The sequence below is a fragment of the Streptomyces sp. NPDC048258 genome (assembly GCF_043201995.1).
Lineage (GTDB): Bacteria > Actinomycetota > Actinomycetes > Streptomycetales > Streptomycetaceae > Streptomyces.
On record NZ_JBICZH010000007.1, the window covers coordinates 110,457 to 129,001 of the forward strand.

Here is an 18,545-nt window from a genome sequence, read left to right on the forward strand (position 1 = left end):
GGGTTCTCGTCGGTAGGCTCGACCGCATGGAGCATCAGGTGTTCGTTCCGGTACCGGCTGACAGCCTCCGCGCCGTGCTGCGCGACCCCGTCCGGGTGGCCGGCTGCGTGCCGGGACTCCAGCAGGACGCCGACGCCGAGTCCGGACCGCTGTCGGGCCGGCTCAAGATCCGGGTCGGCGGGCACACCGTGACCTACCGGGGGGCCCTGTCCGTCACCGAGCGGGACCCCGGCCACTTCGCCGTCGACGGCGAGGGCACGGAGGTCCGGGGCAGCGGGACCGTGAAGCTCACCCTCGCGCTGCGGCTGACCCCGCACGGGGACGGGACCCGCCTGGACCTCACGGCGGAAGGCACCGCCGACGGGCGCGCGGCCGCCTTCACCGCCGAGGCCACGGCCACCGCCGTACAGCGGCTGCTGGAGCGGACCGCCGAGCAGCTGGCGGCCGCGGCGGCGCCGGGCCCGGCGGGTACGGAGACCGGGCGCACCGGGCCGGCGGCCGAGGGCGGCGGGGCCGGGACCCTGCCGGGGACCGGGCCGGCGGCCACCGCCGGGGAGGCCGCGGACGCCGAGGGCGGCGGGTCCGGTGTCAGTGATCCCGTGGCCGACGCCGAAGAGGCCGAAGAGGCCTCGGATTCCGGGGACGCGGCGGGTTCCGGGGATTCCGGGGACGACGTCACCGAGGTGACCGCCTCCGTGTTCGAGACCGAGGTGCCGCCGCCGTCCCTGGACCCCTTCCTGGCCGGCGGGTTCGACGACCAGGACGACCTGCCGCGGCCCCCGGCCGAGGCCGCCCACGCCCGCCGGACCATGATCGGCCGCAGTGCGGAGGAGGTGGACCACGCGCCCCCGCGCGGCCGGTACGCCCCGGTGCCCGCGCCCGCCTCCACCACGGCCGGCGACAGCCTGCGCTGGATCGCCCCGGCCGCCGTCCTCGCCCTGGCCTCGGCGGTCGTCCTCGGCCGGGCCCTGCGCCGCCGCCGCTGAGCCCGTACGCGCGACACGTCCCGCCGCCCCATTAGGGTCGACCGTATGAGTACGCAACTGAGCGCCGGCGGCGCCGAGGTGACGGTCGACCAGGAGAACGGCTGCCGGATCAGCAGTCTGCGCATCGACGGGACGGAGCTGCTGCGCCAGGGCCCGCACTACGGGTCCTTCCCGATGGTTCCGTGGTGCGGCCGGACCGGGAACGGCCAGTTCCAGGACGGCGCGACCGTCCACCAGCTCCCGCTCAACCACCCGCCGCACGCCCTCCACGGCTTCGGCCGTGACGTGCCCTGGCGCCGGGCCAGCGCCACCGGCACCGAGGCGGTCTTCACGTACGACCTCGGCGAGCCGTGGCCCTACCCGGGCCGCGTCACCCAGATCTTCGAGCTGTCGCCGGACGCGCTGACCCTCAGCATGGGCGTCGAGACGTACGGGGACTCCTTCCCGGCCCAGGCCGGCTGGCACCCCTGGTTCCGGCGGGACCTGGGGCTCGGCGGCGGGGACGTGAGCCTCACCTTCGACCCCGCGTGGCAGGAGGAGCGCGGCGACGACCACCTCCCCACCGGCAACCGCATCGACCCGAAGCCCGGCCCCTGGGACGACTGCTTCGGCATGCCCGACGGGGTCGACGTCACCCTGACCTGGCCCGGCGCGCTGGAGCTGAGGCTCACCAGCCGGGCCGAATGGGTGGTCGTCTTCGACGAGGCGCCCGAGGCCGTCTGCGTCGAACCGCAGTCCGGCCCGCCGAACGGGCTGAACACCTTGCCGCGCCTGGTCACCCCGGTGGACCCGCTGGAGATCTCCACGACCTGGACCTGGCGGCGGCTCGCTTAGCACCCAATTAAGCTCGGGGGTATGAGTGACGTACGCGATGCGCTTCTGCAGCAGATCAAGGACAAGGCCGTCGTGCACGGCAAGGTGATCCTCTCCTCCGGCCGAGAGGCCGACTACTACATCGACCTCCGCCGGGTCACCCTCGACGGCGAGGCGGCTCCGATGGTCGGGCAGGTCATGCTCGACCTGACCGCGGAGCTCGACTTCGACTGCGTCGGCGGTCTGACCCTGGGCGCCGACCCGGTCGCGACCTCGATGCTGCACGCTTCCGCGGCGCGCGGTCAGCGCCTGGACGCCTTCGTCGTCCGCAAGGCGCAGAAGGCCCACGGCATGCAGCGCCGCATCGAGGGCACCGACGTCAAGGGCAAGCGCTGCCTGGTGGTCGAGGACACCTCGACCACCGGCGGGTCCCCGCTGACCGCCGTCGAGGCGGTCCGCGAGGCCGGCGGCGAGGTCGTCGCCGTCGCCACGATCGTGGACCGCGGCGCGGCCGACGCCATCGCCGAGGCGGGGCTTTCGTACCTCACGGGCTACCGCCTCGAGGACCTCGGCCTCTCCTAGGTCCCAGGGGTGGGTCTCAGGGTCCGGACGCCCTGGTTCCGGCCTGGGCGGAACTGGAGACGAAGGTCCTGCGGAGGCTCTGAGTAGGCCCTGACCTGCTCTTTTGTGGGCGGCCGGGAAGTTTCACGTGAAACATCCCGGCCCGTTCGGCCAGCACCTTGCGACCGGCGGGGTGGAGTGTCGCGCGGAGTCTGGAAAGATAGGCGCGACGATGACGTCGCCCCCAGGTCAGGGCCCGCAATAAGCACACTCCCCGCACATCCAAGGAGCGGACAGATGCCCATCGCAACCCCCGAGGTCTACAACGAGATGCTCGACCGGGCGAAGGCAGGCAAGTTCGCCTACCCGGCCATCAACGTGACCTCTTCCCAGACCCTGCACGCTGCGCTGCGCGGCTTCGCGGAGGCCGAGAGCGACGGCATCATCCAGATCTCCACCGGTGGTGCGGAGTTCCTGGGTGGCCAGTACAACAAGGACATGGTCACCGGCGCGGTCGCCCTGGCCGAGTTCGCGCACATCGTCGCGGCGAAGTACGACATCACGGTCGCGCTGCACACGGACCACTGCCCCAAGGACAAGCTGGACGGCTACGTACGTCCGCTCCTGGAGATCTCCGCCGAGCGCGTGGCCCGCGGTCTGAACCCGCTCTTCCAGTCGCACATGTGGGACGGCTCCGCCGAGACCCTGGCCGACAACCTGGCCATCGGCCAGGAGCTGCTCGCCAAGGCCGCCGCCGCGAAGATCATCCTTGAGGTCGAGATCACCCCGACCGGCGGCGAGGAGGACGGCGTCAGCCACGAGATCAACGACGAGCTGTACACCACCGTCGAGGACGCGATCCGCACCGCCGAGGCCCTGGGCCTGGGCGAGAAGGGCCGCTACCTGCTGGCCGCCTCCTTCGGCAACGTCCACGGCGTCTACAAGCCGGGCAACGTGGTGCTGCGTCCCGAGCTCCTCAAGGACCTCCAGGCGGGCGTCGCCGAGAAGTACGGCAAGGCCTCGCCGTTCGACTTCGTGTTCCACGGCGGCTCGGGCTCCACGGCCGAGGAGATCGCCACCGCGCTGGAGAACGGCGTCGTGAAGATGAACCTCGACACCGACACCCAGTACGCCTTCACCCGCCCGGTCGTGGACCACATGTTCGCCAACTACGCCGGTGTCCTGAAGGTCGACGGCGAGGTCGGCACGAAGTCCAAGTACGACCCCCGCACCTGGGGCAAGGCCGCCGAGGCCGGCATGGCCGCGCGCGTCACCGAGGCGTGCGCGAACCTGCGCTCCACGGGCACGAAGCTGAAGTAGTCCCGCGGTACGACGTACCGAAGGGCCCGGCCCCGTCCCACACGACGGCGGCCGGGCCCTTCGGCGTTCCCGCCCCCGTCTCCGGCCTCCCGTCTCCGGCCTCCCGTCTTCCGCGGTGGACGGCGGCTTCGCGTGGGTGTGAAACTTCTGCTCACAAATACGTACCCGGGGGCATGTATTGCCGGTGGCCCGGGGTCATGGAGTGGGACGGATGCGCATGAGGGCCGAACGACCGCAGGTGAAGCAGGACCGCGCGGTGCGCACCCGCCAGGCGATCCTGGAAGCCGCCGGCGTGGTGTTCGAGGACCGCGGGTACGACGCCGCCAAGCTGTCGGACATCGTCCGGATCGCCGATGTCACCAAGGGCGCGCTCTACTTCCACTTCGACTCGAAGGAAGACCTGGCGCAGGCCGTGATCGACGCCCAGGTGGGCGTGGAACCGGCTTTCACCCCACAGGAGTTCAGGGCGCAGCAGTTCGTCGACATCGGCATGATCTTCTCGCACCGGCTCCGGCACGACGTGCTGATGCGCGCCAGCGCGCGGCTCACCCTGGAGCGGAACGGCCGGGCACTGGACCGGGCCGCGCCCTACCAGGGCTGGATCGACATGCACACCGCCCTGATGGTGGAGGCGAAGGAGCGCGGCGAGCTGCTCGCGCACGTGGATCCGGCGGGACCGTCGCGGCTGGTGGTCGGGGCCTTCGCGGGGCTCAACGTCATGTCGCAGACGCTGGGGCTCGATCTGGACCAGGAGGTCGCGGCGCTCTACACGAGCGTGATGCCGAGCCTGGTGGTCTCGGCCGTGGCGATCCGGCTCGACACCGCGCCCGGCCGCGGCGGCAGGGCGCTGCACGGGCCCGGCGGGGCGCACCTCTGTGACTGTTCGGACTCCCCGCTGACCACTCACGGCTGACCACTGGCGCTGATCCGTGCGGGCCAGTGGCATAAAACAAAATCCCAAGTATGCTTTTTCTCGGTGGAGTTCGCGCCGACCGGGCTCCGCGACGCGTTGCCCGGGGGGAAGACTGTGGACATCGACGTACTCGGTGGGCTGAAGGTCCTGGAGAACGGTGTGCCCATCGCGCCCGCCGCGCCGCCCGCGCGACAGGTCCTGGCCCTGCTCGCCGCACACGCCGACCAGGTGGTCCCCGTCGCCGTACTCGCCGCGGAGCTCGCGGTGCACGTACCGCCGGAGCACACGCGGTCGGAGCTGCACAACTGTGTCCGCCGACTGCGCGAGCGGCTGGCCGACGCCGTCGCCCCGGGAGGGCGCCGCACGGCCGGGACCGTACTGCTCCAGACTCCCGGCGGCTATCTCCTCGACACCGGCGGCGGCCGCTGTGACCTGCACGAATTCGCCCGCGAGGCGGGCGCGGGATACCGCGCGATGGCCCGCGCGGACTACGAGACGGCAGCTCGCCGACTGCGCGGAGCGCTCCGGCTCTGGAAGGGTCCGGCCTTCGGCGGGGTGACCCCCGGCCCCCGGCTCACCGAGCGGATCGCCGGCCTGGAGGCCACCCGGGAAGCGGTCGCCGAGCAGTGGGTGGAGGCCGAACTCGCTCTCGGCCGGCACCACGAACTGCACTCCGGGCCGGCCGAACTGGCCGGACTGGCCCTCGGCCCCGGGTCCCACGGGTTGCCGCGGACCCTTGCCCGGGCCAAAACATACCGAGCATACGGAGAATCGGCCGATGTGAACCGGCCCTTGGTCGGACAGGCTCTGCCGACAGGCGAGTTGACACACTGTTCGTCCCTTTCGTGACCGCCCCGCCGGGGCGCGGCACACTCCCGGGATATGAGCGCGACCGACGTCCTGGTCTCCGAGGGAGTGGAGCCCTGGCTCGAAGCCCCGGCCGCCCCCGCCCCCGCCGCGACCCTCCCGGGCGTACGGGGCGTGCTGCTGGCCTCCTGCGACCCGGTCGCGGCGGCCCTCGCCTGCGACGAACTCCTGCCGCTCGGCGGCCTGGTGGCCATGCCGCCGCCCGATCCCGGCTACGGAGCCGCCGCCGGGCTGCTCGCCCGGCTGGGCCGGACCAACCTGCTGGTCGTCCTGCCCGCCACCCCGACCGGACTGGACTCCGCCGCGCGGCTGCTGGGGGAGGGGGCCGGGGTGCACACGGGCCCGGTGCGCGGACTGGCCGCGTACGAGGCGGTCCTGGAGGCCTGGCTGTGCGGGCTCGAACGCGCCCAGGACCGCGGCCTGGACCTGGCGGCGATCCCCTCTTACGCGGGAGTCCCGATCCGCGAGCTCGGCGACGGCGCGATCGGCACGGCCCGCCTGCTGTACGCGCGCCAGGACCGGACCCTGGCCACCGGGCGCTGGCGCGTCCTGGCCGCCGCGGGAGCCAGGCCCCAGCGCCTCATGTGGACCTCCCTCGGGCCGCGTTCCGCCGCGCTGCCCTCCCTCATCGGCTGGGGCACCGCCGCGGCCCTGCCCACCCTCGCCCCGCTCCCGCGCCTGTACGGAGACACCCTCAGCCACACTTGACCCCTGGCCGACAAGAACCAAGGGGGACAAGGGCGATGACCTGGGACAACGGGAGCGGCCCACTCGCCGTGCTGGAACTCCTCGCCCAGGAGGCCCCGGCCGCCCGCATCGACGGCCTGCTGCACGAGGCCCATCGGACCGGCGCCGACGAGGCCCGACTCGCCGAGCTCGCCAAGGCCGTCGAACTCGCCCGCTCCGTCCAGGCCGTCGCGGTACGCGGCCGCGCACGGGAGGCGGCCCTCGCCGCGCTCGTGGACACCGCCCACGACCTGACCTCGCCGTACGACCTCGACACCCTGCTGCGGGTGATCGCCCGCCGCGCCCGCAGGCTGCTGACCTTCGACATGGCGTACGTGAGTCTGCGGCGCCCGGACGGCACCTCGTACGTCCGTACCGCCGAGGGCGAGACCACCGCCCTCGCCGCCGGCCTCGAACTCGGCACCGGCCAGGGCCTGGGCCGCCTCGCCCAGGAGCGCCGCGCACCCGTGTGGAGCGCCGACTACCTCGACGACGACTCCTTCCCGCACGGCCCCGGCATCGACGCCGTGGTCCGCGCCGAGGGCCTGCGCGCGATCATCGCGGTCCCGTTGCGGCACGGGGACTCCACCCTGGGAGCCCTGTACGGCGCGGACCGCACGGTGCGGCACTTCACCCCGGACGAGATCGGGGTGCTGCTCTCCCTCGCGGACCTCGCGGCGCTGGCCATCCAGCAGGCCGGCCTGCTGGAGCGCACCCGCGACGAGGTCACCGAGCTGGAGCGGTTCGGCTCCGCCACGAACACCGCGCTGACCCGCGTCCGGTACCTGTGGGACTGCCACGCCCGGCTGGTCCGGCTGGTGCTGGACGGGGCCCGGCTGTCCACCGTCGCGCGGGCCGCCGCCGACGCGCTGGACGGCGTACTCCAGGTACGGGACCCGGGCGGGCGGCCGCTGACCGATGCCGACGGGATGCCGGACCTGGACGAGGAGGCCGAGGAGGCCGTCACCCGGGCCGCCCTGCTGGCGCACACCGGGCGGGTGCCGGTCCCGCTGCCGGGCGAGGTGTGGGTGGCGCCGGTGACGGCCGGGGCCGAGGACCTCGGGGTGCTGGTGCTGCGCGCCTCGGCGCCGCTCACGGACGAGGACGTACGGCTGCTGGAACTGGCGGCCCAGTCCGTGGCCGCGCTGCTGCTGATCCAGCGGGGCACGGCGGCCGCCGAGGGACCGGTCCACGACGAGCTGCTCCAGGACCTGCTGGACCGGCCGCACCGCTCCGACCTGCACCTGCGGGAGCGGACCCGGCGGCTCGGCATCGACCTCGACGTGCCGCACGTGGTGGTCGTGGCCCGACCCGAGGGCGGGGAGCTGGGCAAGGCGGTGGCCTGGGCGGGTTCGTACGCGTACCGGTGCGGCGGTCTCAAGGGCGTACGGCGCGGCTGCGTGGTGCTGCTGCTGCCGGGCACGGACGCCTCGGCCGTGGCCCGGGAGGTCTCGGCGAAGCTCTCGCCGCTGCTCGGCCACCCGGTGTCCACCGGCGCGGCGGGCCCCGCCGAGGGTGCCTCGGCGGTGGCGGGCGTCTACGAGGAGGCCGCGCGCTGCCTGGACGCGCTGACGGCGCTGGGCGGGGTGGGCGGGACGGCGTCGCTGCGCGAACTGGGGTTCCTGGGGCTGCTGTTGTCCGCGGACCATGACGTGGACGCGTTCGTCGCCTCGACGATCGGGCCGGTCGTGGAGTACGACGCGACGCGGCTCACGGATCTCACGCGCACGCTGGAGGCGTACTTCGACTCCGGCGCCAGCCCGACGCATGCCGCCGAGGCGTTGCACGTGCACCCCAACACCGTGTCACGGCGCCTGGAGCGGATAGCGGAGCTGCTGGGCGAGGGCTGGCAGAAGCCCGCCCGCGCCCTGGAGATCCAGATGGCCCTCCGCCTCCGCAAGGCCCGCGGTGCCCTTCGCGGCGGCCCGGGAGCCGAGGCCGAGGCCTAGCGCGGCCGGCGGGCCAGGGCGCGGCGCCGCTGCCGGGGGCGCTGCCCCCGGACCCTCCCCCAGACTCCGTCCGGGGGGACCCCCAGCGCCTCAAACGCAGGCGGGGCTGGGTCCCGGCGGGGCTGGAATTGCCCTGCGGGCAACCATCCCGCGCCTGGTAGGCGGCATCAGCCACAATCCAGCCTCGCCGGCGATTGAGGCGCGGGGTGCGGGGCGGAGCCCCGGATCTGTTCAGCCTCGCCGGCGATTGAGGCGCGGGTCCGGGCAGAGCCCGGGTTCGGCGACGGGATCCGCCCGCAGGGCCACGCGTGTGCCCAGGCAGCGGGCCGCGTGGGCCACCGAGGCCATCGTGACGTGCCGGTGCCAGCCGGACAGCGAGCGCCCGCCGAAGTCCCGCAGCCCGACCTCCCGCACGCTCGCCGCCGCGGCCACCGCCGACACCCGCCGCGCCTGCTTCGTCAGCCGCAGCACCGCGGCCGGCGCCGACCGGGTCATGTCCGTCACCCACAGCCGCGCCACCGGCCGCCGGGGATCGGTCCACTCCCCGAACAGCAGCACCTCCCGCCGCCGCGCCGGCGACGGGTCCGGCATCATCACGCGGACCGCGGCCACCAGCGAGGTGCGCCGGGCGCCGGGGTGCGAGGGGTCCGGCCACTCCACCGGGACCCGCAGCCCCCTGACGCCCTGCAGGATGTCCCGCGCGCCCGCCGCCCCCGCGCCGTACCCCGGCAGGGCCGGGTCGGTGACGAGCAGTCGGGCGGTCGCGCCGATCCGGGCCAGCACCGGCAGCCCGGCCTCGCGGAAACGGTTCATCGTGGAGCGGGTGCCGATGCCGCGGACGTCGAGGACGACCGGCCGCGAGGGCATCCGGCGCTGGCGCACGGTGTCCAGGACACCGGTGACCGCGCACTCCTCGTACGACTCGTACGCGTCTTCCGACGGCAGGAACAGCCGCCAGCCCACCGGGGTGTTCACCCCCGCCGACGTGAACCAGATCCCGAAGGCCTGCTGGCCGCGGAACATCCGGCCCCGGTGCGGGTCGAAGCGGTGCCCGGCACCCACCGAGTGCTCGCCGCCCTTGGGGAACGCCATGGGCTGCGCGACCCACGCCGTGAGCGGGGTGGACTCCTCCAGGTAGTGCGACAGCGCGGTACGGACGGGCTGCCAGTCCCAGGTGGAACCGGCGATGAAGTGGTGGAGGTTCTGCTCGGCCGCGGGACCGCCGAGCTGCTGGGCGATGTTGCGGATCGACTTGCGGCCCTCGGTGGCGAGCAGCCCGCGCACGTACTGGCGCCCCCTCGCTCGCTGATCGCTGCGCCGCAGCGAGCCGAGCACCGCCTCGCACAGGTCCTCGGCCGCCTCGTCGACCGGATCGCGCCGGCAGGTGCTGGTGTCCACGACTTGCCCCCTTCGTCGTCCGCACCCCCACCCTCCGCCCCGGGACCCCGCCCCGGGGAGGTGCGCCGGGCACACGCCTGAGCCGCCGGGTGGTGGGGCGCCCACCACCCGGCCCGGCAGACTGGGGGCATGTCCATTCACCAGAACCTCCTCGGGGGCCCCGCCCCCACCCATCTCCCCGACGAGCCCGGCCGCGAGGCCCTGGCCGCCGGCACCCCCGCCGTCGAGGTGGCCGCCGCGCACCCCACCTCGTCCCTCGCCTGGGCGACCCTCGCCGACGAGGCCTTCGCGGCCGGCCGCACGATCGAGTCGTACGCGTACGCCCGTACGGGCTACCACCGCGGCCTCGACGCCTTGCGCCGTGCCGGATGGAAGGGCCACGGCCCGGTCCCGTGGGAGCACGAGCCGAACCGCGGTTTCCTCCGTGCCCTGCACGCCCTGGCCCGCGCCGCCGAGGCCATCGGCGAGAAGGAGGAGTACGAGCGCTGCTCGACCTTCCTGCGCGACTCCTCCCCGACGGCGGCGGACACGCTGAACGCCTGAGGTACGACGCGGCACGACACGGCGGGGATGTGACCTGCGTCACTCCCCGCTGGAGCCCCGCCCCGAGCGGGTCCTATGATGCGGGCAGGGGACCGGGGCTCCACTCACCTCACGGAAGGAGCGGACCGCTACCCGGAAGCACGTGTCGAGGAGACAGCGATGTCGAACACCCTTGATGCCTCCGGAGCCGGTTCGGACACCCCGAACCTCGACTTCGACGGCACGACCCCCTACGAGGACTACGTCCAGGCGGACGTCCTCACCCACCTCCAGCACCTCCGCTCGGACGACCCGGGCGAGATGGTCTTCCTGGTCACGACCCAGGTCATGGAGCTGTGGTTCACCGTCATCGTCCACGAGTGGGAAACCGCCGCGAAGGCCCTGCGCGAGGACCGCGTTCCGGTCGCGATGGACGCGCTGAAACGTTCCCTCCGCGAGCTGGAGGCCCTCAATTCCTCCTGGCGCCCGCTCGCCCAGCTCACCCCGGGGCAGTTCAACGCCTACCGCGCCGCCCTCGGCGAAGGTTCCGGTTTCCAGTCGGCGATGTACCGCCGGATGGAGTTCCTGCTCGGCGAGAAGTCCTCCTCCATGCTGGTCCCGCATCGCGGCGCCCCGCGCGTCCACGCGGAGCTGGAGAAGGCCCTCCACGAGCCCAGCCTCTACGACGAGGTCCTGCGCCTCCTGGCCCGCCGCGGGTTCCCGGTCCCGGACGCGGTCCTGGACCGCGACCTCGCGCAGCGCTACGAGCCCTCGGCCGAGGTCGAGGCCGTCTGGACGGGCCTGTACGCCGCTCCCGACGAGCACCCTGACCTCCACCGCCTGGGCGAGGTCCTCACGGACGTCGCCGAACTCGTCTGGCGCTGGCGCAACGACCACCTCGTGGCCACCCGCCGCGCGATGGGCGCGAAGACGGGCACGGGCGGCTCGGCCGGTGTGACCTGGCTGGAGAAGCGCGCCACGAAGAACGTCTTCCCGGAGCTCTGGACGGCCCGCAGCCATGTCTGAGCCGACCCCGACCCCGACCCCGACCCCGACGCAGACGCAGACGCGGATACCGGACCTCGCGGCCCGCGCCGCGGCCCTGGACGCCACCGACGAGCTCGGCAAGCTCCGCGACCGCTTCACCCTCCCCGACGGAGTCGTCTACCTGGACGGCAACTCCCTCGGCGCCCTCCCGGCGACCGTCGCGCAGACGACCGCCGACGTCGTCACGCGGCAGTGGGGCGAGCTCCTCATCCGGTCCTGGGACGAGAGCGACTGGTGGACCGCCCCCGAGCGGATCGGCGACAAGCTCGCCCCCCTCGTCGGCGCGGCCCCCGGCCAGGTGGTCGTCGGCGACTCCACCAGCGTGAACCTCTTCAAGGCCCTGGTCGGTGCCGCCCGCCTGGCGGCCCCCGGCCGGACGAAGATGCTGGTCGACGCCGCCACCTTCCCCACCGACGGCTACATCGCCGCCTCGGCGGCCCGGATGACCGGCCTGACCGCCACCCCGGTGGACCCCGCGCACGCGGCGGAGGCGATGGACGAGGACACCGCCGTCGTCCTCCTCAACCACGTCGACTACCGTTCCGGCCGGCTCCACGACCTCCCCGCCCTCACCGCGGCCGCGCACGCCGCCGGGGCGATCATGGTCTGGGACCTGTGCCACTCCGCCGGCGCCCTCCCCGTCGGCCTCGACGCGCACGCCGTCGACCTCGCGGTCGGCTGTACGTACAAGTACCTCAACGGCGGCCCCGGCTCCCCTGCCTACCTCTACATCGCCGACCGCCACCAGGCCGCCTTCGACTCCCCCCTGCCCGGCTGGAACGGCCATGCCGACCCCTTCGCCATGACCCCGGAGTTCACCCCGGCCGACGGCGCGCGGCGCGGCCGCGTCGGGACCCCGGACATCCTGTCCATGCTGGCCCTGGAGGCGTCGCTCGACGCCTGGGACGGGGTGTCCGTCGCAGCCGTCCGGGAGAAGTCCCTCGCCCTGACCGACTTCTTCCTCGAGTGCGTGGCCGCGTACGTCCCCGAGGGCCGGGTCGAGCCGGTCACCCCGGCCGAGCACGACCGGCGCGGCAGCCAGGTCTCGCTGCGCACCGAGAACGCCCGCGAGGTCATGCGGGAGCTCATCGAGAGGGGCGTCATCGGCGACTTCCGCGCCCCCGACGTCCTGCGCTTCGGCTTCACCCCGCTGTACGTCGGTTTCGCCGACGCCGAGCGCGCGGCGCGCTCACTGGGTCACATTTTCGGGTGACCCCGTAGCGAAACGTCACATCACCGGGCGGGCGGGGCTACGGCTCCGCCCGCTCCGGCACATCCCGGGCCCCGCACGGAATGCCTCGTTCCAGACTGATACGGTCCCGCTCTGCCGGAACACCGGAACATCTGTCCCCGCTGTCCCACGCGTTACCGAGAGGTTGAGCCGATGACGGACCCCGCCGCAGTGGAACGGGACGCCGCCGAGGCCACCTCGGCCTTCTCCCATCCGGCCGTCGCGCCGGACGCGAGCGCCGCGTACGGGGAACACCCCGACCAGGTCGTCGACTTCTACGCCCCGCGCGGCGAGACCCGGGGCCCGGTCCCCCTCGTCGTCGTGCTGCACGGCGGCGCGTGGCGGGCCCCGTACGACCGGCAGCACGTCACCCCCTTCGCCGACTTCCTGGCCCGGCAGGGTTTCGCGGTCGCCAACGTCGAGTACCGGCGTGGCCGTTCCCTCCCGCAGCAGGGCTCGGAGGGCCCGGTCGCGGGGCGTTGGCCGGAGACCTTCGACGATGTCGCCGCGGCGCTGGACGCCCTCCCGGGGCTCGCCGCCGCAGCGCTGCCGCAGGCCGACCTCCGCCGCGTGGTCGTCACCGGCCACTCGGCCGGCGGTCACCTCGCGCTGTGGGCCGCGGCCCGGCACGTGCTCCCGTACGAATCCCCCTGGCGGCTGCCCGCCCCGCCGCCGCTGCGCGGGGTGGTGGCGCTGGCCCCGATCGCCGACTTCGCGGTGGCGGAGGAACTGGGCGTGTGCGGGGGCGCGAGCGCGCAGCTGCTCGGCGGCCCGGAGCACTTCGAGGCCCGCCTTCCCTCCGCCGACCCGGCGTCCCTGCTCCCGACGGGCATCGCGACTGCCGTGGTCCAGGGCCGCGACGACATCGTGGTCCCGCAGCAGGTGGCGGAGGCGTACGTGGCCGCCGCCGCGCGGGCGGGGGAGATGGTCGGGCTGACGCTGCTGGACGGGGTCGGCCACTTCCCGCTCATCGACCCGGCGGCCGACGCGTGCGCGGTGGTCTCTGAGGAGATCGCGCAGCTCGCCTGGTAGGGCCCGGCCACCCGAAAGGGTCACTCCCGGGCAGATGCGGGCCAACCGCCCCCAGCCCAAGGTGATACCCGCATGAGAACCGCCGAAAGGCTATGTACTCTGATCGGGATTCACCCTGAGCGCGTTCAAAAACGAAAATGGGGGGGCCGGTGCGTAGTCGCCGTCTCGTAATGTCCGCTGCCGCCATCGTCGCGGCCAGCGTTGGTCTCATCCCGGGTGCGGCCCACGCGGCCGACCCGGTCAAGCCGGGCACGCACGGCGTGTCCGCGCCCGCCGGCGACCTGAAGAAGGCCGCGGCTTCCAACTTCAAGAGCTTCACCAGCCCTGCCGACCGTACGGTCCGGCAGACCGTCCCGGCGGCCGGCGACAAGGCCGCCGCCGCCCCGCAGGCGCAGGCCGCCGAGGGCAACCCGACCCTCGCGGTCGGTCTCCAGGCCAAGGGCACGAGCGCCCACGGGATCGAGGTGACGTCCACCGTCACGAGCGCGCCCGCCGCGCTCGACATCACCATCGCGTGGGGCGACGGGACCGAGACCAAGGCCACCGCCCAGGGCTCCGGCCAGGTCGCCCGGCAGCACTCGTACGCCGAGGTCGGCCAGTACACCGTCACCGTCACCGTGGTGGACGCCGCGAACAACACGCAGGCCGTCAACCAGCTGAACGTCGTGACGCCGGGCTCGGACTTCACCGCGTACGGTCCGACCCGCCTCCTGGACACCCGTAGCGGCATCGGCGCCCCGAAGGCCAAGGTCGCCGCGTACGGTACGACCCGCCTGAAGGTCGGCGGCAACGGCGGCATCCCCGCCGGGGTCACCGCGGTCGCCCTCAACGTGACCGTCACCAACGCCACCAGCGCCGGGCACGTCACCGCGTACCCGTCGGGCGTCGTGCGGCCGATCAGCTCGAACGTCAACTTCGTCGCCGGTCAGACCGTGCCGAACCTGGTGATCGTGCCGGTCGGCCAGGACGGCTACGTGGAGCTGTACAACGGCGGCTGGGAGTCGCTCGACCTGATCGCGGACATCACCGGCTACTTCAGCCACAAGTCGGCCGCCGGCTACAACCCGCTGGCCCCGGTCCGCGCCGTCGACACCCGTGTCGGCCTCGGCACGGCCCAGGGTCCGGTCGCCGGGCAGACGTCGTTCGACGTGCAGATGGCCGGCCGCAACGGTGTCTGGAAGGGCATCAGCGCGGTGGCGCTGAACGTGACGGTCACCAACCCGAAGGAAGCCGGTCACCTGACCGTCTACCCGAGCGGCCAGGCGGCTCCGTCCACGTCGAGCGTGAACTTCACGGCCGGTCAGACGGTCGCCAACTCGGTGATCGTGCCCGTCGGTGCCGACGGCAAGATCAACGTCCGCAACGGTGCGTGGGCCGGGACCGACATCATCGTCGACGTCGTCGGCTTCTACACCAACGAGAGCTCGGGCGCCTTCATGCCCACGGCGCCGGGCCGGATGCTCGACACCCGCGACGACGCGAACTGGGGCTACGGCCCGCTGGAGGGCCGCGGCTACGTCTACATGCGGCCGTTCACCGACCCGGTCGGTGTCACCGGCTTCGTGTTCAACACCACGGTCACGAACACGCGCGGCGACGGCTTCCTGTCGGTCACCCCGGACCCGAACTCGTGGGACCAGTACGGCAACGGCACCGCCGTCTGGCCGGACGAGCCCACCGCCTCCGCCCTGAACTGGACGGCGGGCAAGACCGTCCCGAACCTGGTCCAGGCGAGCGCCGGCACCCACGGCATCGTCGACTTCTGGAACATGGGCTGGGACGACGCCGACCTGATCGTCGACATCTTCGGCTACTACGACACCCTGTAGTCAGCCCCTCCAGCGCCCCGGGCCCGGCCGCCAAGGCCGGCCCCGGGGCGCTGTTCCGTATGCACACGCACGCACAAGAAACAGAAAATGGGGGGCCGGTGCGCAATCGCCGACTCGTAGTTTCCGCTGCCCTCGTGGCGGCGGGTGTGGGGCTCATACCCGGGATCGCCCAGGCGGCAGGTCCTGTCGCTCCCGCGGCTCCCGCCGCTCAGGGGGTGGCCGCGACCGCGACCGGGACCGGCCCGGACGCGGCGCGGGGGCTCAAGGGCAAGACCTTCAGCAGCCCCGCCGACCGTACGGTCGTCACCGCGCCGTCCGGCGCCGGGGCCGGGGCGGCCGCGCGGGCGCAGGACGCGCAGGGCAGCTCGTACCTCGCGATCTACCTGGACGCCACGACTCCCAGCGCGCACTCGATCGAGCTGACGACCCGCGTCAGCAGCGAGGCTGCCGAGCTCGACGTGACCATCGACTGGGGTGACGGGACCACGGACAAGGCCACCGCCTCCAGCACCGGCTACGACAGGCGGCAGACCAACCACAAGTACGCCGCGGTCGGCTCGTACACCGTCACGGTCACGGTGAAGGACACCACGCACGGGGTCCAGGCCGTGAACGAGCTCAAGTTCGTCACCTCGGGGAACGAGTTCACCTCGCACGCGCCGACCCGGCTGCTGGACACCCGCGCGGGCCTCGGCGCCGCGAAGGCGAAGGTCGCGGGGCGGAGCTCGGTGGCCCTGAAGGTCGCGGGCGCCGCCAAGGTCCCCGCCGGGGTCCGCGCGGTGGTCCTCAACGTGACCGTCACCAACACCACGGGACCGGGCCACATCTCGGTCCAGCAGGATAAGGACCTGGCCGAGGGCGCCGAGACGTCGAACGTGAACTACGTCGCGGGCCAGAGCGTCCCGAACCTGGTGATCGCGCCGGTCGGCGAGGACGGGTACGTGCACCTGTTCAACGCCGGCTGGGAGTCGGTCGACCTGATCGCGGACGTCACCGGCTCCTTCTCGCCGGCGCCCGCCGCCGGTTACGGCGCGCTGACCCCGACCCGCGCCGTCGACACCCGCGAGGGCGTCGGTACGGCGAAGGGCCAGGTCCCCGGCTACGGCACCTTCGGCGTCGAGATCGCCGGGCGCGGGGGCGTACCGAAGGGGGCCACCGCGGTGGCCCTCAACCTGACCGCCACCAACCCGCGGGCGGACGGCCACCTGACCGCCTACCCCAGCGGGCAGGCGGCTCCGGCCACCTCGAACCTGAACTTCACCGCCGGCCGGACCATCGCCAACTCGGTGATCGTGCCGATCGGCCCCGACGGGAAGATCACCGTTCGCAACGGCAGCTGGGCCCCGGCCGACGTGGTGATCGACGTCGTCGGCTACTACACCCCCGACAGCCGGTCCGCCTTCGTATCCGCCTGGGTGCCGATGCGGATGTTGGACACCCGCAAGGACTACAGCTGGGGCCTCAGGAAGGCCGGCCCGGTGGCGGGCCGTACGTACGAACCCATGCAGCTCGAGGCCGATACGACGACGCCCGTCGTCGACGGCTGGGCGCTGAACACCACGGTCACCAACACCACCGGGACGGGCTTCCTCTCGGTCACCGGCGACCCGAACTTCTGGTCCGACTACCAGAAGGGCACCGCGGTCACGCCGCAGCGGCCCGTCTCCTCGGCCCTGAACTGGACGGCGGGCGCGACCGTCCCGAACCTGGTGCAGACGCCCGGGGGCAAGGGCGGCATGGTCGACTTCTGGAACCAGGGCTGGGAGAACATCGACCTGCTCGTCGACCTGACCGGCTACTACCAGACGGTCTGATCCACCGGCGGGCACGCGGAAGGGGCGGTGCGCCGTACGGCGCACCGCCCCTTCTCGTCGTGACCGGCCGTTCCTACAGGAACGAGTTGATCTCGATGGTCTCGGTGCGGCCGGGGCCGACGCCGATCGCGGAGATCGGGGCGCCCGACATCTCCTCCAGGGCCTTGACGTACGCCTGGGCGTTCGCCGGGAGCTCCTCGAAGGTCTTCGCCTTGGTGATGTCCTCGGACCAGCCGGGGAGGTATTCGTAGATCGGCTTCGCGTGGTGGAAGTCCGTCTGCGAGTACGGGAGCTCCTCGACGCGCTTGCCGTCGATCTCGTACGCGACGCAGACGGGGATCTGCTCCCAGCCGGTCAGCACGTCCAGCTTGGTGAGGAAGAAGTCCGTCAGGCCGTTCACACGGGTGGCGTAGCGCGCGATCGGCGCGTCGAACCAGCCGCAGCGGCGGTCACGGCCGGTGGTCACGCCGCGCTCGCCGCCGATGCGGCGCAGGTCTTCGCCGTCCTGGTCGAACAGCTCGGTCGGGAACGGGCCGGCGCCGACGCGGGTCGTGTAGGCCTTCAGGATGCCGATCACGCGGCTGATCTTCGTCGGGCCCACGCCGGTACCGGTGCAGGCGCCGCCCGCGGTCGGGTTCGAGGAGGTGACGAAGGGGTAGGTGCCGTGGTCGACGTCGAGCAGGGTGCCCTGGCCGCCCTCGAAGAGCACGACCTTGTCCTCGTCCAGCGCGTTGTTGAGGATCAGGGTGGTGTCGGCGACGAACGGCTTGATCTGCTCCGCGTACTGGAGCATCTCCTCGACGATCGCGGCGGCGTCGATCGCGCGGCGGTTGTACAGCTTCGCGAGGAGCTGGTTCTTGCCTTCGAGGGCCGCTTCGACCTTCTGGGTGAGGATCGACTCGTCGTAGAGGTCCTGGACCCGGATGCCGATGCGGTTGATCTTGTCCGCGTAGGTGGGTCCGATGCCGCGGCCGGTCGTACCGATCTTGCGCTTGCCGAGGAAGCGCTCGCCGACCTTGTCGAGGGTGACGTTGTACGGCGTGATCAGGTGCGCGTTGCCGCTGATGAGCAGCTTGGAGGTGTCGATGCCGCGCTCGTTCAGGCCGCGCAGCTCGGAGAGCAGGACGGCCGGGTCGACGACGACGCCGTTACCGATGACCGGGGTGCATCCGGGGGAGAGGATGCCGGAAGGGAGAAGGTGCAGTGCGTACTTCTGGTCGCCTACGACAACCGTGTGGCCGGCGTTGTTGCCACCCTGGTAGCGCACTACATAGTCAACGGATCCACCGAGCAGGTCGGTGGCCTTTCCCTTGCCCTCGTCACCCCACTGAGCTCCGAGCAGCACAAGAGCGGGCACAGGCGTACACCTCTTCCGGATGGGGCATGTCCAAGGTCAGGGGGCGTACGACGATGTACACCGCAGGCTGAGCCGTCGGACCGGTACCCCGGAATAGACGAAGGCCCTGGCGCAATAGCGCAAGGGCCTCTTGCACAAAGATGCTACCCGAGGAAGGACCGAGGTGTCGGCTCCAGAGCC

16 protein-coding genes are annotated in these 18,545 nt (G+C 72.8%); 14 read left to right on the plus strand and 2 right to left on the minus strand.

Annotated features, from left to right (window positions below; genetic code table 11):
* Window positions 1–26: 26 nt before the first annotated feature.
* The 8 genes from ACGFYQ_RS18175 (at window position 27) to ACGFYQ_RS18210 (ending at window position 8,135) form a co-directional block, all read left to right on the plus strand.
* Window positions 27–986, plus strand: coding sequence for an SRPBCC domain-containing protein (locus ACGFYQ_RS18175; RefSeq protein ID WP_393744932.1), 960 nt, complete (start codon window positions 27–29; stop codon window positions 984–986).
* A 45-nt stretch (window positions 987–1,031) separates the two neighbouring features.
* Window positions 1,032–1,820: an aldose 1-epimerase gene (locus ACGFYQ_RS18180; RefSeq protein ID WP_393744934.1), complete on the plus strand. Its 789-nt coding sequence runs from the start codon at window positions 1,032–1,034 to the stop codon at window positions 1,818–1,820.
* A gap of 21 nt (window positions 1,821–1,841) precedes the next feature.
* Window positions 1,842–2,381 carry an orotate phosphoribosyltransferase gene (gene pyrE, locus ACGFYQ_RS18185; protein WP_393744936.1) on the plus strand — a complete coding sequence of 180 codons (540 nt, stop codon included), beginning with the start codon at window positions 1,842–1,844 and terminating at the stop codon, window positions 2,379–2,381.
* A 276-nt stretch (window positions 2,382–2,657) separates the two neighbouring features.
* Window positions 2,658–3,680, plus strand: a complete 1,023-nt coding sequence (gene fbaA / locus ACGFYQ_RS18190) for a class II fructose-bisphosphate aldolase (protein ID WP_393744938.1) — start codon at window positions 2,658–2,660, stop codon at window positions 3,678–3,680.
* Window positions 3,681–3,897: 217 nt separating this feature from the next.
* Window positions 3,898–4,593 carry a ScbR family autoregulator-binding transcription factor gene (locus tag ACGFYQ_RS18195; RefSeq protein WP_393744940.1) on the plus strand — a complete coding sequence of 232 codons (696 nt, stop codon included), beginning with the start codon at window positions 3,898–3,900 and terminating at the stop codon, window positions 4,591–4,593.
* A gap of 114 nt (window positions 4,594–4,707) precedes the next feature.
* Window positions 4,708–5,442 carry a BTAD domain-containing putative transcriptional regulator gene (locus ACGFYQ_RS18200; protein ID WP_393744942.1) on the plus strand — a complete coding sequence of 245 codons (735 nt, stop codon included), beginning with the start codon at window positions 4,708–4,710 and terminating at the stop codon, window positions 5,440–5,442.
* A gap of 33 nt (window positions 5,443–5,475) precedes the next feature.
* Window positions 5,476–6,168, plus strand: a complete 693-nt coding sequence (locus tag ACGFYQ_RS18205) for a hypothetical protein (protein ID WP_393744944.1) — start codon at window positions 5,476–5,478, stop codon at window positions 6,166–6,168.
* Window positions 6,169–6,203: 35 nt separating this feature from the next.
* The gene (locus tag ACGFYQ_RS18210) at window positions 6,204–8,135 is read left to right on the plus strand and encodes a GAF domain-containing protein (RefSeq protein ID WP_393744946.1); all 1,932 of its coding nucleotides are present in this window, start codon (window positions 6,204–6,206) and stop codon (window positions 8,133–8,135) included.
* 231 nt (window positions 8,136–8,366) lie between these two features.
* Here the strand turns inward: ACGFYQ_RS18210 and ACGFYQ_RS18215 are convergent, their stop codons facing one another.
* On the minus strand, window positions 8,367–9,533 hold the full coding sequence (locus ACGFYQ_RS18215; protein WP_393744948.1) for an IS701 family transposase: 1,167 nt from the start codon (window positions 9,531–9,533) through the stop codon (window positions 8,367–8,369).
* 129 nt (window positions 9,534–9,662) lie between these two features.
* Here ACGFYQ_RS18215 and ACGFYQ_RS18220 point away from each other — a divergent pair, with 129 nt between their 5' ends.
* From ACGFYQ_RS18220 to ACGFYQ_RS18245, 6 genes are all read left to right on the plus strand, one after another.
* Window positions 9,663–10,076 carry a DUF3151 domain-containing protein gene (locus ACGFYQ_RS18220; RefSeq protein WP_393744950.1) on the plus strand — a complete coding sequence of 138 codons (414 nt, stop codon included), beginning with the start codon at window positions 9,663–9,665 and terminating at the stop codon, window positions 10,074–10,076.
* Window positions 10,077–10,235: 159 nt separating this feature from the next.
* Window positions 10,236–11,081: a tryptophan 2,3-dioxygenase family protein gene (locus ACGFYQ_RS18225; protein ID WP_393744952.1), complete on the plus strand. Its 846-nt coding sequence runs from the start codon at window positions 10,236–10,238 to the stop codon at window positions 11,079–11,081.
* Window positions 11,074–12,315: a kynureninase gene (gene kynU / locus ACGFYQ_RS18230; protein WP_393744954.1), complete on the plus strand. Its 1,242-nt coding sequence runs from the start codon at window positions 11,074–11,076 to the stop codon at window positions 12,313–12,315. Before ACGFYQ_RS18225 ends, kynU begins: the two co-directional genes overlap by 8 nt.
* Before the next feature lie 171 nt (window positions 12,316–12,486).
* The gene (locus ACGFYQ_RS18235; RefSeq protein ID WP_393744956.1) at window positions 12,487–13,365 is read left to right on the plus strand and encodes an alpha/beta hydrolase family protein; all 879 of its coding nucleotides are present in this window, start codon (window positions 12,487–12,489) and stop codon (window positions 13,363–13,365) included.
* Between the two features lie 170 nt (window positions 13,366–13,535).
* Entirely contained in the window at window positions 13,536–15,194 is a 1,659-nt protein-coding gene (locus ACGFYQ_RS18240) for a hypothetical protein (RefSeq protein WP_393744958.1), read from the plus strand.
* Between the two features lie 215 nt (window positions 15,195–15,409).
* Window positions 15,410–17,008, plus strand: coding sequence for a PKD domain-containing protein (locus tag ACGFYQ_RS18245; protein ID WP_393744960.1), 1,599 nt, complete (start codon window positions 15,410–15,412; stop codon window positions 17,006–17,008).
* A gap of 73 nt (window positions 17,009–17,081) precedes the next feature.
* Here ACGFYQ_RS18245 and ACGFYQ_RS18250 read toward each other — a convergent pair whose 3' ends face one another.
* Window positions 17,082–18,365 (minus strand): adenylosuccinate synthase, encoded by a 1,284-nt coding sequence (locus tag ACGFYQ_RS18250; RefSeq protein WP_393744962.1) that lies wholly within the window; start codon window positions 18,363–18,365, stop codon window positions 17,082–17,084.
* Window positions 18,366–18,545 lie beyond the last annotated feature (180 nt).